Below are 13,653 nucleotides of genomic sequence, written 5' to 3' on the forward strand. Positions count from 1 at the left end.
ACGGACACCGACCACCGGCCGGCCCCGGTTCAGGTGTCGGGCAGGTCAGGGGCCGGGCAGGTCAGGCGTCGGGCGCCACGAACGTCGGCAGCGCCGACTCGAACTGCGCGTCGAGCGTCAGGGACGGGAGCACCTGTCCCTGCTTCTGGGCCTGCGCCGCGACCGAGGCGCCCCACGTGGAAGCGCGGAGGCGCTGGTTGGGCGTGCCGTGGTGACCCTCGCTGGTGAAGCTGCAGTCGCCGACCTGGTAGAAGGACTGCTCCGCCTGGAGCACCCGTGCGGCGTTGAGCGCGAGACCGCGCTTGTGCGTGACGAAGTAGGTGCCGAACGCGTCGGCCATCAGCTCGGTGCGACGGGTCGCCTCCGGCCCGGTGAGCGGGGACGCGAAGAGGTGCTTGTCGTACTGCACGTGGTGGCCGTACTCGTGTCCGATCACGGCACGCGGGCCCACGTCGCCGACCCCGATCGCGTCGAGCGCGTCGAGCATGCCGTCGCCGAAGACCAGCTTGTCGGGGATCGTCGCCGCGAGCGGGTCGGGGTCACCCTCCGCGCTGAACGCGAAGGCGTTGAGCGTGAAGATCGGGTTGTCCCCTCCGTCGAGGCCGGGGTCGCTCGCCACCAGACCGACGACGTAGTCCGCCAGCTGGGCGGCGTACGCCTCCGGCAGGCCGTAGAGGACGACGTAGACGCGCGCGACCCGCGCGGGGTCGCGCAGGACGTCGCCGTGCATCGCCATGAGCGAGATGTTGGAGCCGTCGGTGTCCCAGAACTTCTGGGCGGCGCGGAACGAGGTGGTCAGCTCGTTGCGCGAGCCCTTCGTCAGGGCGTAGAGCGGGTCGCTGCTCGAGCCGAACAGCAGCGTGTCGTACGTCGGCATGTCGAGGGCGCCGAGCTCGATCAGCGTGGACAGCGTCGGCCGGTCGACCTTCGCGAGGATGCCGCCGACGTAGGCGTCGAGCCGGGTCGGGGCGCACTGGTACTGCGTCGGGTCGATGGCGCGGCCCAGCGCCTCCTGGGCGGCGGACGGCTCGATGCCGAACCGCTTCGCGGCCGCGGCGCGGCGAGCCTCCCAGTCGGACGGCAGGTCGATGCCTGCTCTGGCCGACGGCGAGCCGGCCGCCACTGTCGCGGCTGTCGCGGCTGTTGCGGCGGTGGCTGTGGATGCTCCGGCGATGGCCCCCGAGATGGCCAGCGACGTGACGAGAGCGATCGCCCCGGTCGTGGTCCTGCGCACGTGGTGCTCCTTCATGTGTCCTCGCCCCGACCGAGCGCCGTGGGCGAGCCCCATCATCACCGGCAGGTGTGACATCCACACCGCAAACGGAGGAATCCGGGCGATTCCGTCACCCGCCCCGGCCCACGGCCTTGAGGCCGACGACCGACGCGACGATCCCGCTGAGCAGCACGAGCTTGGTGACGGAGAAGGCCTCCGCTCCCGTGGCCACCGCCCACGCCACCGTCAGGGCCGCGCCGAGACCCGTCCACACGGCATACGCGGTCCCGATCGGGATGGAACGAACGGCGTGCGCGAGCCCCAGCATGCTGAGGGTGCCGGCGAGCAGGAAGACGACGGTGGGCAGCGGACGCGACAGAGCGTCCGAAGCGGCCAGCGCCGAGGCCCACACCGCCTCGAGGACGGCGCTGCCGAAGAGGACCACCCAGGGCATCACGCCACCGCCTTGAGGCCGGCGACGCAGGCCAGGAGAACGAGCAGCAGCGCCGCCCGCGCGGCCCCGAGGCGTTCCTCGCCGCGGACGACGGCGAGCAGGACGGTACCGACGGCGCCGATCCCGACCCAGACGGCATACGCGGTGCCCGCCGGGAGAGCCGTCATGGCCCACGCGAGCCCGAGCATGCTGAGCGCCAGCGAGACGGCGAACAGGAGAGTGGGCCGAGGACGGCGGAAGCGGTCGGACGCGGCCAGCGCGGTGGCCCAGACCGCCTCCATGGCGCCGGACAGGACGAGGACGAGCCAGTGCACGGACGTTCCGATCTGGCCGTCTTGTCGCGAGGCGGGTACGGCTCCCTCGTCCGCGGGCCCTCCCGTCGGAGCCCTCGGCCAGCCTACCCGGGACCCGGTCGCCGGCCGCAAGGTGACCTGGACAGGCCGCTTGACAGCGCGACCGTCGCGGCGGTCGTCTGGTGTCATGAGCGAGGGCTGGGCGTTCACCGGCGGACCACCGAGCTCGAGCAACGTCTCGCAGGTGTCGCTCGTCGAGGGCCGCTCCTTCTGCGTCTCGGACTCCTCCGGGGACATCGGCGCGGGGTCGAGCCACGGCCTCGTCGTCAGGGACACCCGCTTCCTCGACCACTTCGAGCTGCGGGTCGACGGCGAGTCCCTCGAGTCGCTGACGGTGCAGCCGCTGGGCCCGCACGCGGCCACCTTCGTCACGCGCCGCCGTCCCCGGCACGGGCACGCCGACAGCACGCTGCTCGTCGTCCGGCGCCGCTACGTCGGCAACGGCATGGTCGAGGACATCACCCTCGACAACCTCAGCGGCGTCGACACCAGCGTGACGCTCACCCTCACGGCGGACACCGACTTCGCCGGGCTCTTCGACGTCAAGGAGGGGCACCTGGACCGGCAGCGCCTCCAGGACATCGTGTCGAACATGGACCAGACCTCCCTGTGCTTCACCCTCGCCGGTCCTGAGGCCCGGGGCGTCGAGATCACCGGGACGGGCTCCTACGCCGTCTTCCGCCAGGGCCTCGTGTGGCGCCTGGCCCTCCCGGCCCGGGGCACGACCACGGTGACGGTGCTGGTCGTCCCGTCCTTCGGCGACGTCCCGCTCCCCACGCCCTACCAGCCCGGGGTGCCGCGCCTGGAGAGCGAACCGGCGAGGGAGCACCGCCGCTGGCGCGAGCGCAGCCCGGTCGTCCGCTCGGCCGACGCCCGTCTCGACACGCTCCTCGGCAACTGCACGCACGACCTCGCCGGCCTGCGCATCGACGATCCCAACCACCCGAGACGGATCCTGCTCGCCGCGGGAGCCCCGTGGTTCATGACGCTCTTCGGCCGGGACTCCCTCCTGACTGCCTGGATGCTGCTGCCCCTGGACCCGCGGGTGGCCCGCGCCACGCTGGAGGCGCTCGCGCAGGACCAGGGCCGCGTGGTCGACCCCCGCACCGAGGAGGAGCCCGGGCGCATCCTGCACGAGGTCCGCTCCGGGCTCACCGAGGAGTCGGGCACCGACGAGGACACCGTCTACTACGGCAGTGTCGACGCCACGCCACTGTTCGTCATGCTCGCCGGCGAGCTGCACCGCTGGGGCGTGTCCGACTCCGAGCTGGGGGTCCTGCGGCGGCACGTCGACCGGGCCCTGAGCTGGATCGAGGACTACGGCGACGCGGACGGTGACGGCTTCGTCGAGTACGAACGCGCCTCCGACCGTGGTCTGGTCAACCAGGGCTGGAAGGACTCCTTCGACGGCATCACGTACGCGTCCGGCGCCGTCGCGGAGGCACCGCTCGCGCTCGCGGAGGTGCAGGGGTACGCGTATGCCGCGTTCCTGGCCGGCGCCCATTTCGCCGAGTCGGTCCACGACGAGGATCGGGCACACCACCTGCGCGAGCGCGCGGCAGTGCTGCGGCGCCGCTTCAACGAGCAGTTCTGGCTGCCGGACCGCGGCTGCTACGCCCTGGCCCTCGACGGCGACAAGCGGCCGGTCGACGCCCTGGGCTCGAACATGGGTCACTGCCTGTGGACCGGCATCGTCGACGAGGAGCATGCGCGCCAGACCGCCGCGGCGCTGATGTCGCCCGAGATGTTCAGCGGGTTCGGCGTCCGGACACTGTCGTCCGAGGCCGGCGCCTACAACCCGATGAGCTACCACAACGGGTCGGTCTGGCCCCACGACAACGCGATCATCGCCGCGGGGCTGCGACGCTACGGCTTCGTGTCCGAGGCCAACCGGATCGGCCTGGCGCTGCTGGATGCGGCGGACGGCTTCGACGGCCACCTGCCGGAGCTGTTCTGCGGCTTCGGCAGGGACGAGTTCGAGTCGCCGGTCCCCTACCCCACCTCGTGCTCGCCACAGGCCTGGGCTGCGGCGGCGCCCTTGCTGCTGCTGCGCACGTTCCTGGGCCTCGAGGTCGATGCGGCTGAAGGGGTGGTCCGCCTGGACCCCAAGGTGCCCGAGGCTCTGCTGCCCCTCTCCGTCGAGCAGCTGCACGTCGGCGGCGAGCTGCTGGCCGTGCACCTGAAGAAGAAGGCGTGGCGGGCGACGGGGTTGGCGGGGCCGCTGAGGATCGAGCCCTCCGGTGGCGAGCAGCCGCCGGTGGAGCCGCTGTGGGACCCGCTGTCGGCGCCGCCGGCCCTGGCGGAGCCGGCGAAGCTCTGACGTCTCGGCCTCCTGCGGCCCGTGTCGGCGTTGTCGGCGGTGTCGCGCTCACCCTGCTGCGTTCAGCCCCCACCGCCGAGGGCCTGTGGGGATACTGGAGTGACGGATCGCATCCGCGCACCACGGGGATGCGGCTCTGGGGGTGACCACACTGTCGACGAGAGCTCTGCCCGGGGGCACGACGCACCTGGTGCGGCCCCGCGCGCTGCGCATAGCGATGGTGGCACCGCCCTACTACCCGGTGCCGCCCCAGGCCTACGGTGGCACCGAGGCGGTCGTCGCCGGCCTCGTCGACCGACTCGTCTCACGCGGGCACCACGTCACGCTCTTCGCAGCCGGGCCCCGGGGCACCACGGCGCAGGAGTTCGTGCGCACGAGCGAGCGCACGCTGTCGGCCCGGCTCGGCGAGGCCATCCCGGAGGTGGTCAACGCCGCTCGGGTCCTCGGGCTGCTCCGCTCCCGGACGGTCGACCTCGTCCACGACCACACCGTGGCCGGCCCGCTGACGGCGCCGAGCAGGGCGGTGCCGACGCTGGTGACGGTGCACGGGTCCATCGCCGAGCTCGCCGAGCTGTACCGCCCGCTGGGCCCGACCGTCCGGCTCGTCGCGATCTCGCACGCGCAACGAGCCAGCGAGCCGGGACTGCCCTGGGAGGCGACAGTGCCCAACGGCATAGACGTGGCGAGCTTCCCCTTCCGCGAGCACAAGGACGACTACGTCCTGTTCCTCGGTCGCTTCCACCCGCAGAAGGCGCCTCACCTGGCAATCGAGGCCGCCCGCCGTGCAGGGGTGCGGATCATCCTGGCCGGCAAGCGGACCGAGCCGGTCGAGGACGAGTACTACCGCACGAAGGTGGCGCCCCTGCTGGGACGTGACGCCGTCGACGTGGGGGTGGCCGACGGTGTCCTCAAGCGACGGTTGCTGGCCGGCGCCCGCTGCCTCGTGTTCCCGATCCGGTGGGACGAGCCGTTCGGGCTGGTCATGGTCGAGGCCATGGCGTGCGGCACGCCGGTTGTGGCGCTCTCGCACGGCTCGGCACCGGAGGTCGTCGCGCACGGACGCACCGGTTTCGTCGTCGAGCGACCGGAACAGCTGGCCCGCGCCATCGAGGACTGCGAGCGGCTGGAGCCCGCCGACTGTCGCCGGCAGGTGAGCGAGCACTTCAGCGTGGACGCGATGGCGGCCGGCTACGAGCGCGCCTACCGCCGGGTGCTCGAGCGCGGCCGCAGGCCGGGCGGCCGCCTGCCCCAGGCCCGCGCCCAGGGATGACAGAAGGACCGGACACGTGTGTGTCCGGTCCTTCTGTGTCGGTGGAGCTGAGGGGACTCGAACCCCTGACCCCCTGCATGCCATGCAGGTGCGCTACCAGCTGCGCCACAGCCCCTTGCGGGTGTCACCTCGTCGAAGCGACTGCGTAACCATATCGGGTCTGCTGCCGAGAGCCAAAATCGGGGCGGCCCTGCGGCGTCAGACGTTCCACGGCCCGAGGTTCCACCCGCTGATGCGCCACCGGACCTGCTCGGAGTAGCTCTTGCCGCTCTCGACGAGCTCGATCCAGTGGCAGTTCCCGAGCCCCCGGAAGACGGCGTCGGACACGTCCTGGTCGAGCCCGACCAGGTCGGCCGCCGCCACCCGCGCCGAGACGCCGTGCGCCACGACGACAGCCGTCTGGCCGGGCTGCAGCTGCGAGGCGACCTCGCGCAGTGCCGCACCCGCGCGCTCGGCGACCTGGGCGCGGCTCTCCCCCGTGACGCCGCGAGGGACGTCCTCCCCGCGGTCCAGGGCGGCCACGAGATCCGGGTAGCGATCCCGCACGTCGTCGGCGTGCAGCCCCTGCCACTCGCCGACGTGGACCTCCCGAAGCCTGGCGTCGAGCCGGACTCCCACGCCGGTCAGCCGTGAGATCGCCTCCGCGGTCGAGGCGGCCCGCTGCAGGTCGCTGGAGACGATGAGGGCGGGGGCGTAGGCCGCGAGGTGCGGCGCCGCGGCGGCCACCTGCTCGTGGCCCCGTTGCGACAGCTCGGTGTCCTTGTGGCCCTGCCAGACGCGAGCCGCGTTGTCGACCGTCTCCGCGTGGCGGACGAGGACGATACGGCGCGGTCCGGTGGCCCCCGCCGAGCCGGCCGAGCCAGTCGAGCCCGCCGGGGCGGTCCGCCCGGTCGGCCCTGGCGCGGTCACGCCTCGCGGACCCCGGCGCCGTCGACGCCCGGACGGGCCGGGCGTCCCGGAGCGGTGACCGTGGTCAGGTCGATCTCGGGGCAGTCCTTCCAGAGCCGCTCGAGCGCGTAGTACTCGCGCTCCTCCTCGTGCTGGACGTGCACGATGATGTCGCCGAAGTCGATGAGGACCCAGCGGCCCTCGCGCTCGCCCTCGCGGCGCACGGGCTTGCTGCCCTGCTCGCGCAGCCGGTCCTCGACCTCGTCGACGATGGCGCCGACCTGCCGCTCGGACGGGGCCGAGGCGATGACGAACACGTCGGTCAGCGGCATCTGGTCGCTCACGTCGATGGCGAGCACCTTCTCGGCGAGCTTCTCCTCCGCCGCGACGGCGGCCACCTTGGCGAGCTGGATCGAATGGTCTGCTGCGGTCACGGATCTCCTTAGGACGAGAGGCTGCGGGCGCCTGCGCCGCGCGCGTCTCCCGATGGGTGCACAGGAACGGGAGCGCCCTGCGGTCCCGCATAGAGGTGGTACTTGTTGATGTACTGGACGACGCCGTCGGGCACGAGGTACCAGACGGGCTCGCCGTCGGCCACTCGCGCGCGGCAGTCGGTGGAGCTGATCGCCATGGCCGGTACCTCCTGCAGCGTGACACGGTCCTCCGGGAGGCCCTTGTCGGACAGCTCGTGGCCGGGGCGGGTCACGCCGATGAAGTGGGCGAGCTGGAAGAGGTGCTCGACGTCCTTCCACGACAGGATCTCGGCGAGCGCGTCGGCGCCGGTGATGAAGAAGAGCTCGTCCCCGGGGCGCTCGGCCCTGATGTCGCGCAGGGTGTCGATCGTGAACGTCGGTCCGGGCCGGTCGATGTCGACCCTGCTGACGGTGAAGCGCGGGTTGGAGGCCGTCGCGATGACGGTCATCAGGTAGCGGTCCTCGGCGGCGGAGACGTGGCGGTCGGCCTTCTGCCAGGGCTGCCCGGTGGGGACGAAGACGACCTCGTCGAGACCGAAGCGCGCCTGGACCTCGCTGGCGGCCACGAGGTGGCCGTGGTGGATCGGGTCGAACGTCCCACCCATGACGCCGAGGCGCATGGTCAGCGGTGCGCTCCGCCGGTCCCGCTCGTGCCCTCGCGCGTGACCTCCTGCGAGCCCTCGGCGGGCCGGGTCGGGCGAGGCGCCTGCACCTTGTACGCGGTGTTGCGGAAGCTCCACGTGACGGCGAGCGCCACGAGGAAGAGCGCGAAGGTGATGAGGAAGTAGGCGATCACCGGCAGGGGAAGCTCGCGGGCGGCTTCCTCCCCCTGGGTGACGAGCGAGACGGCGCGATCAGACATGCCGTCAGCCTAGCGCGCACCCGCCCCGACGCACGCAGCGCGTGCCCGCCGGGTCCCCCCACGGACGGTGCCGGATGAACCGCCCGATGCCGTATGCCGCCGGGCCGGTCACTGCCGATGAGCGGTCACGCGCTCGCGCTCGGCCTCTTCCCCGCGGCGCAGCCACTCGTGCCCCACGCCGGCGAAGGGCTCCTCCCCCGCCGCCACGGCGGCGAACACGATGTCCCGCCACCGCTCTGCCAGTGCGACGACCTGCGCCGGGTAGGCCAGCTCCACCTGGTGCTCGGCGAACTCGTCCTCGTCGTCGACGTACAGGTGCCCGTCGCGCGTCAGGACGACGTCGAGGTCCAGGTCGACCATGGTCACCTCCCACTCCGGGCCGCCGTCGTCGCCGTCACCACCGGCACCACCTGCACCACCGGCACGGCGCTGCCAGACCGGCTCGGTCGTCATGTCGACGTAGACGCTGACCTCACGGTCCTCGGGGTAGAAGCCCACGGCATACGCCCCCGTGTGCGGCGCGAGCGACACCCAGGCGCTCGGCGCGACGAACTCCGCCCCGGGACGGGCGCACCACGTGCCCGCCGGCGCGTACCACCAGTGGCCGTGCTCGTCGGCGCCGAGGTAGCGGCCCTCCCACTCCCAGTGGCGCCCCCCGCCCCACTTGGTGAAGCGGCCGGCCACCGGGGTCCCGACCGCGAGCCCGCCCGACGGCATACCCCGTCCCGCGGGCTGCTCCGCACTCGTCTCCCCCATGGCGGGCACCCTACCGGCCGCAGCCACAGCCACCCCTCAGTGAGGCGACAGCCGCGGCCCATGCTCGGCCGTAGGCTAGGACGCATGGTTCCCGAGCTGTCCGTGGTGATCCCGATGTACAACGAGGAGGAGGTGCTCCCGCTGCTCGTCGAGCGCCTGCGCCCGCTCCTCGAGGGCATGGGCACCACCTACGAGGTCGTCGCCGTCGACGACGGGAGCAAGGACCTGACCGCCGCCCTGCTCCAGCGCTACCACCGCGAGTGGCCGCAGCTTCGTGTCGTGCGCCTGCGGGCCAACGCGGGACACCAGGCGGCGATCTCGGCCGGCCTCGCCAGCGCGCTCGGCGACTACGTCGTGACGCTCGACGCCGACCTCCAGGACCCGCCCGAGATCATCCCGCAGATGCTCGCCGCCGCGAAGACCGACGGCGTCGACGTCGTCTACGGCGTCCGCAACGACCGCTCGAGCGACACGTGGTTCAAGCGGGCGTCGGCACAGGCCTTCTACCGGCTCATCGGCCTGATGTCGCAGACGTCGGCCCACGCGGACGCCGGCGACTACCGGCTCATGTCCCGGGCCACCGTCGATGCCGTCAACAGCCTCCCGGAGCACAACCGGGTGCTGCGCTTCATCGTCCCGGCTCTCAACTTCCCGTCCGACACGGTCGAGTACAAGCGCGACCAGCGCGCGGCGGGCGACTCGAAGTATCCGCTGATGAAGATGGTCAAGCTCTCGCTCGACTCGCTGACCGGCTTCTCGACCGCCCCGCTGCGCCTGGCCACCTTCGCCGGCTTCGGGGGCGCCCTGGTCGCGGTCCTCCTCGTGCTCTACACCCTCATCTCACGCTCGCAGGGACACACCGTCGCGGGCTGGACGTCGACCGTCGCCATCGTCGCGGCCGTGGGCGCCGTGCAGCTCGTGTGCGTGGGCATCCTCGGCGAGTACATCGGCCGGATGTACGCCCACATGCAGGGCCGCCCGACCTACTTCATCGCCTATGACTCGATGACGGCCGAGGCCGGCGAGCGCGGCCCCACGGACACGCCCCTGCCGGCCCACCCGCACCCGGAGAACCTCCAGACGGACACCGTGCGGGCTGGGCTCGACCGTGCACCGGCACAGCCGCAGTCCGCGCGCCTGCACGAGGCGGAGTCGACTCAGCTGCGTGGCTGAGCGCGCACCAGCAGGCTGACCCCGGGCAGGCTGCCGACCGGCAGGTAGCGCTCCGCGGTGATGATCGAGCGCAGCCCCAGGTTGACGAGCGGGTGCAGCCCGTCGAGGTCGGAGCCCGAGCTGCTGCGGCGGCGCAGGGCCACGACGGGGCGCAGCAGGACGTTCCACGACCGGACGTCGGTGACCTCGAAGCCGCCACGGCGCAGCAGGTCGACGATGCCCTCGCGGGTGTAGCGGCGGACGTGGTCCACGGCCTCGTCGTGGCTCGACCAGAGCCGGGGGTCCGCGGGAACCGCGACGAGGTAGGTGCCGGTGGGCTTGAGGACGCGGAGCACCTCCGCCACCGCGGCGTCGTCGTCGTGCAGGTGCTCCAGCAGGTCGAAGGCGACCACGAGGTCGAGCGAGGAGTCGGCCAGCGGCAGGCGCGTCGCGTCGGCGCGCACCGTCGCGAGCCCGCGCGCACGGGCGACCTCTGCACCCTCGGCGCCGTACTCGAGGGCGACGGCGTCCCATCCGTGGTCGCGCAGGACACGGGTGTTGCCGCCACCCGCCGCACCGATGTCGAGGGCGCGTCCCGGAGCCAGTCCGGAGATGGCCTTGGCGAGCAGGTGGCGGCGCTCGCGGTACCACCAGTGGTCGTCCTCGAGCTCAGCGAGCTTGCGGACCTCGGTGCCTTCCATGGTGCGCCATCATGCCATCCGGCCGGCGGTCCCCCGACAGCGGCTCAACGCGTGTGGCCGTCGCCCTCGACGACCCACTTCGTCGTCGTCAGCTCCGGCAGCGCCATGGGGCCGCGGGCGTGCAGCTTCTGGGTCGAGATGCCGATCTCGGCCCCGAAGCCGAACTCGCCGCCGTCGGTGAACCGGGTGCTCGCGTTGACCATGACGGCTGCCGCGTCGACCTCCGCGGTGAAGCGCCGGACGGCCGCCCGGTCCTCGGTGACGATGGCCTCGGTGTGACCCGTGCCGTAGCGCCGGATGCGCTCCATCGCCTCGTCGAGGTCGTCCACCACAGCCACGCTCATCTCGAGGCCGTGCCACTCCGTGCCGAAGTCCTCCTCGCTGGCGAGGTCGTATGCCGCCCCGGCCGCCTCGGCGTAACCGGTGACCTCGGGCGCCACGTGCAGTCGCACGCCGGCGCCCGCCAGGTCGGTGAGCGCCTTGGGCAGGAAGTCGGCCGCGACGTCCCGGTGCACCAGGAGCGACTCGGCGGCGTTGCACACGCTCGGGCGCTGGGTCTTGGCGTTGAACGTGATCGCCTGCGCCTTGTCGAGGTCGGCCGCACGGTCGACGTAGACGTGGCAGACGCCGACACCGGTCTCGATGACCGGCACGGTGGACTCGCGCACGACGGTCTGGATGAGGTCGGCGCCGCCCCGGGGGATGACGAGGTCGACGAGGCCTCGCGCCGTCATGAGCGCGCGAGCGGCGTCGCGGCCGCCCTCCTCGAGCAGCGTGACGGCGTCGATCGGCAGGCCCTGGTCGGCGAGGGAGTCGCGCATGGCCGTGACCAGCGCGTGGTTGCTGCGCGCCGCCGCCGAGCCGCCACGGAGCAGCACCGCGTTGCCCGACTTGAGCGCGAGACCTGCCGCGTCGACGGTCACGTTGGGGCGGGCCTCGTAGATCATCCCGATCACGCCCATCGGCACCCGCACCTGCCGGATCTGCAGGCCGTTGGCCAGTGTCGAGCCGCGCACGATCTCGCCGACCGGGTCCGGGAGCGCGGCGACGTCGCGCAGCGCCTGGGCGACGGCGGCCACGCGGGCCTCGTCCAGGCGCAGCCGGTCCTGGAGGCTCTCGCCCATCCCGGCGGCGCGCCCGCGCTCGAGGTCCTCCGCATTGGCCTCGATGACCACCGGCGCTGCGGCGTCCACGGCGTCGGCGAGCAGCAGCAGGGCCGCGTCCTTCTCCGCGCGGGTCATCAGGGCGAGGCGCCGCGAGGCGACCCGCGCCCGCTGGGCCAGTGCCGTCACGTGCTCGACGACGGCGGGGTCGATCGTCTGGGACATGCCTCAAGCGTAGGTCGTGCCGGCCCGCGCGCCGCGCCCCTCCCGGGGGCTGGACGGGGCGGGTCTGGACGGGTCTGCGAGCACCAGGTGCCGTCACTAGAGTTTCGGGTGTGTCGCCCCATTCGGTCATCCGCAGCGCCCGGCGCCTCGTCGTCAAGGTGGGCTCGAGCTCGCTGACAGGGGTCGACGGCGGCATCGACCACGGCCGCCTCGTGGCGCTGGCGAACGCCTTGGCGCGCAAGCACCTCGACGGCACCCAGCTCGTGCTGGTCAGCTCGGGCGCCATCGCTGCCGGCCTGCACCCGCTCGAGCTGGCGTCGCGGCCCCGTGACCTCGCCACCCAGCAGGCCGCCGCATCCGTGGGCCAGGGCGCGCTGCTCGCCGCCTACACGCACGCGTTCGCCCTGCACGAGATCACGGTCGGCCAGGTCCTGCTCACCGCCGACGACGTGACCCGCCGCACCCACTACGCCAACGCCCGCCGGACCCTGGAGCGACTGCTCGACCTCGGCGTCCTGCCCATCGTCAACGAGAACGACACGGTCGCCACGAGCGAGATCCGCTTCGGCGACAACGACCGACTCGCAGCCCTCGTGGCGCACCTCGTCGACGCGGACGCACTCGTCCTGCTCTCCGACGTCGACGCGCTCTACGACGCCCCGCCGAACCGGCCCGGCGCACGCCGCATACCGGTCGTCCGGGGGCCCCAGGACCTCGTGGGGATCGAGGTCGGCGGCAGCGGCTCGAAGGTCGGCACCGGCGGGATGGCCACGAAGATCGAGGCTGCTCGTATCGCCACCGCGGCCGGCGTGGTGACGACGGTGACCGCCGCGGACCGGGTCATCGCGGTCCTCGCCGGCGAGGACGTCGGCACCGTGTTCCTGCCTGTGGGCGTGCGGGGTCGCTCCCGGCGCCTCTGGCTGGAGCACGCCACGACCGCCCGCGGCCGCCTCGTCGTCGACGACGGCGCCGTGGCAGCGCTCGTGCACCGCAAGAAGTCGCTGCTCCCGGCCGGCATCACGGCGGTGGAGGGCACCTTCCACGACGGCGACCCGGTCGACGTGTGCCGCCTCGACGGCACCCCGGTCGCGCGCGGGCTCGTCAACTACAGCTCGTCCGAGCTGCCCGCCCTGCTCGGACGCTCCACCAAGGAGCTGGCCCGGGACCTCGGGCCGGAGTACGAACGCGAGGTCATCCACCGCGACGACCTCGTGCTCCTCTGACCGGTCAGGGACCGCCGGACAGGTAGCGGCCGGCCGGGGCCGGGGCAGCCGAGGCGCCGGGCACGTTGCCTGTGCGAGGCGGTCCACCGGCTCGGTAGGTCAGCAGCCCGCTCGTGCGCGGGAGCCGGTCGCGCGTCGAGACCGTCGCCGCGACGATGCCCGCGACCACCGCCACGACGGCGAGCACCGCGACCTGTGCGCCGCCCGGGCTGCTCGTCGACCCCACCGCGGACTCGAGCAGGGGGCCGAGCAGCAGCCGGACGACGAGTGCGGCGGCCGCATACGCCCCGACCGCAGCCGGGCGCGAGGAGGCGCGCAGGGCGCCACCCACGAGCGCGAGGACCGGCACGGCGACGACGAGGGTCCCGACGAGGTCGCCGGCCACGACGGCGACCAGTCCCAGCCGCCACCCTCGCTCGAACAAGTCCACGACGGCCGTGAGCGCGGCCAGCACGAGGGCGAACCACACCCCGGTCACCGCGCCACCGGCGAAGCCGCGCCCCGGTCGCCACGTGTACCTGCCCCGGTCCCGCCTCAAGTCGTCTGCCATGAGTGCTCCCCTGTCTCGCGCCGCCCGGTGGCGGCTGCTCACCACTTCTACGGAGCACCCTGCCGAAAGGTTGCCGCCGCCTGGCCGAGGCGGTCGGCGACGCGCGGGAG

The 13,653-nt window shown here is 72.9% G+C and carries 15 protein-coding genes, 1 tRNA gene and 1 riboswitch; of the genes, 4 read left to right on the forward strand and 12 right to left on the reverse strand.

All coding sequences use genetic code 11. The annotated features are described in order from the left end of the window. Window positions 1–61: 61 nt before the first annotated feature. The 3 genes from ABD241_RS15795 to ABD241_RS15805 form a co-directional block, all read right to left on the reverse strand. Window positions 62–1,234, reverse strand: a complete 1,173-nt coding sequence (locus ABD241_RS15795) for a neutral zinc metallopeptidase (RefSeq protein WP_344064687.1) — start codon at window positions 1,232–1,234, stop codon at window positions 62–64. A gap of 109 nt (window positions 1,235–1,343) precedes the next feature. Beyond that, window positions 1,344–1,667 (reverse strand): DMT family transporter, encoded by a 324-nt coding sequence (locus ABD241_RS15800; protein ID WP_344064690.1) that lies wholly within the window; start codon window positions 1,665–1,667, stop codon window positions 1,344–1,346. Continuing rightward, complete coding sequence (locus tag ABD241_RS15805; RefSeq protein ID WP_344064693.1) at window positions 1,667–1,981, reverse strand: DMT family transporter; 315 nt, start codon at window positions 1,979–1,981, stop codon at window positions 1,667–1,669. The genes ABD241_RS15800 and ABD241_RS15805 overlap by 1 nt, the downstream gene beginning before the upstream one ends. A 10-nt stretch (window positions 1,982–1,991) precedes the next feature. Continuing rightward, window positions 1,992–2,058, reverse strand: a riboswitch (guanidine-III (ykkC-III) riboswitch). A gap of 89 nt (window positions 2,059–2,147) precedes the next feature. Between ABD241_RS15805 and ABD241_RS15810 the strand changes: the two genes are divergently transcribed. After that, a complete protein-coding gene (locus ABD241_RS15810) occupies window positions 2,148–4,340 on the forward strand; it encodes an amylo-alpha-1,6-glucosidase (RefSeq protein ID WP_344064695.1) in 2,193 nt (730 codons plus the stop codon). 142 nt (window positions 4,341–4,482) lie between these two features. Then, window positions 4,483–5,610, forward strand: a complete 1,128-nt coding sequence (locus ABD241_RS15815) for a glycosyltransferase family 4 protein (protein WP_344064698.1) — start codon at window positions 4,483–4,485, stop codon at window positions 5,608–5,610. A gap of 42 nt (window positions 5,611–5,652) precedes the next feature. On the opposite strand, the gene ABD241_RS15820 is transcribed toward ABD241_RS15815, so the two are convergent. The 6 genes from ABD241_RS15820 to ABD241_RS15845 all read right to left on the reverse strand — a co-directional run bounded on the left by ABD241_RS15820 (window position 5,653) and on the right by ABD241_RS15845 (window position 8,589). Continuing rightward, window positions 5,653–5,725 (reverse strand) — tRNA-Ala (locus tag ABD241_RS15820). 83 nt (window positions 5,726–5,808) lie between these two features. Next, window positions 5,809–6,519, reverse strand: coding sequence for a histidine phosphatase family protein (locus ABD241_RS15825; protein ID WP_344064701.1), 711 nt, complete (start codon window positions 6,517–6,519; stop codon window positions 5,809–5,811). After that, window positions 6,516–6,932: a ribosome silencing factor gene (rsfS, locus tag ABD241_RS15830; protein ID WP_344064704.1), complete on the reverse strand. Its 417-nt coding sequence runs from the start codon at window positions 6,930–6,932 to the stop codon at window positions 6,516–6,518. Before rsfS ends, ABD241_RS15825 begins: the two co-directional genes overlap by 4 nt. Before the next feature lie 8 nt (window positions 6,933–6,940). Beyond that, window positions 6,941–7,591, reverse strand: a complete 651-nt coding sequence (gene nadD, locus ABD241_RS15835) for a nicotinate-nucleotide adenylyltransferase (protein WP_344064708.1) — start codon at window positions 7,589–7,591, stop codon at window positions 6,941–6,943. A gap of 2 nt (window positions 7,592–7,593) precedes the next feature. Beyond that, on the reverse strand, window positions 7,594–7,833 hold the full coding sequence (locus tag ABD241_RS15840; protein ID WP_142186189.1) for a hypothetical protein: 240 nt from the start codon (window positions 7,831–7,833) through the stop codon (window positions 7,594–7,596). Between the two features lie 108 nt (window positions 7,834–7,941). Further along, complete coding sequence (locus tag ABD241_RS15845) at window positions 7,942–8,589, reverse strand: DUF402 domain-containing protein (protein WP_344064713.1); 648 nt, start codon at window positions 8,587–8,589, stop codon at window positions 7,942–7,944. Window positions 8,590–8,673: 84 nt separating this feature from the next. On the opposite strand from ABD241_RS15845, the gene ABD241_RS15850 reads away from it, so the two are divergent. After that, the gene (locus ABD241_RS15850) at window positions 8,674–9,762 is read left to right on the forward strand and encodes a glycosyltransferase family 2 protein (RefSeq protein ID WP_344064716.1); all 1,089 of its coding nucleotides are present in this window, start codon (window positions 8,674–8,676) and stop codon (window positions 9,760–9,762) included. Here ABD241_RS15850 and ABD241_RS15855 read toward each other — a convergent pair. Both ABD241_RS15855 and ABD241_RS15860 read right to left on the reverse strand, forming a co-directional pair. Beyond that, window positions 9,747–10,442 (reverse strand): class I SAM-dependent methyltransferase, encoded by a 696-nt coding sequence (locus tag ABD241_RS15855; protein ID WP_344064719.1) that lies wholly within the window; start codon window positions 10,440–10,442, stop codon window positions 9,747–9,749. The genes ABD241_RS15850 and ABD241_RS15855 overlap by 16 nt on opposite strands. A 44-nt stretch (window positions 10,443–10,486) precedes the next feature. Further along, window positions 10,487–11,770, reverse strand: a complete 1,284-nt coding sequence (locus tag ABD241_RS15860; protein WP_344064722.1) for a glutamate-5-semialdehyde dehydrogenase — start codon at window positions 11,768–11,770, stop codon at window positions 10,487–10,489. Window positions 11,771–11,880: 110 nt separating this feature from the next. Here ABD241_RS15860 and proB point away from each other — a divergent pair, with 110 nt between their 5' ends. After that, window positions 11,881–12,993 carry a glutamate 5-kinase gene (proB, locus tag ABD241_RS15865; protein WP_344064725.1) on the forward strand — a complete coding sequence of 371 codons (1,113 nt, stop codon included), beginning with the start codon at window positions 11,881–11,883 and terminating at the stop codon, window positions 12,991–12,993. Window positions 12,994–12,997: 4 nt separating this feature from the next. On the opposite strand, the gene ABD241_RS15870 is transcribed toward proB, so the two are convergent. Continuing rightward, window positions 12,998–13,543, reverse strand: a complete 546-nt coding sequence (locus ABD241_RS15870; RefSeq protein WP_344064728.1) for a hypothetical protein — start codon at window positions 13,541–13,543, stop codon at window positions 12,998–13,000. Between the last annotated feature and the right edge of the window lie 110 nt (window positions 13,544–13,653).

The sequence above is a fragment of the Terrabacter lapilli genome, from assembly GCF_039531305.1.
GTDB lineage: Bacteria > Actinomycetota > Actinomycetes > Actinomycetales > Dermatophilaceae > Terrabacter > Terrabacter lapilli.

Coding starts and splice junctions, on each gene's coding strand:
- ABD241_RS15800 (WP_344064690.1), bottom strand. CDS start 1,667: ATGCCCTGGGTGGTCCTCTTCGGCAGCGCCGTCCTCGAGGCGGTGTGG.
- ABD241_RS15810 (WP_344064695.1), top strand. CDS start 2,148: ATGAGCGAGGGCTGGGCGTTCACCGGCGGACCACCGAGCTCGAGCAAC.
- nadD (WP_344064708.1), bottom strand. CDS start 7,591: ATGCGCCTCGGCGTCATGGGTGGGACGTTCGACCCGATCCACCACGGC.
- ABD241_RS15840 (WP_142186189.1), bottom strand. CDS start 7,833: ATGTCTGATCGCGCCGTCTCGCTCGTCACCCAGGGGGAGGAAGCCGCC.
- ABD241_RS15845 (WP_344064713.1), bottom strand. CDS start 8,589: ATGGGGGAGACGAGTGCGGAGCAGCCCGCGGGACGGGGTATGCCGTCG.
- ABD241_RS15850 (WP_344064716.1), top strand. CDS start 8,674: ATGGTTCCCGAGCTGTCCGTGGTGATCCCGATGTACAACGAGGAGGAG.
- ABD241_RS15855 (WP_344064719.1), bottom strand. CDS start 10,442: ATGGAAGGCACCGAGGTCCGCAAGCTCGCTGAGCTCGAGGACGACCAC.
- ABD241_RS15860 (WP_344064722.1), bottom strand. CDS start 11,770: ATGTCCCAGACGATCGACCCCGCCGTCGTCGAGCACGTGACGGCACTG.
- ABD241_RS15870 (WP_344064728.1), bottom strand. CDS start 13,543: ATGGCAGACGACTTGAGGCGGGACCGGGGCAGGTACACGTGGCGACCG.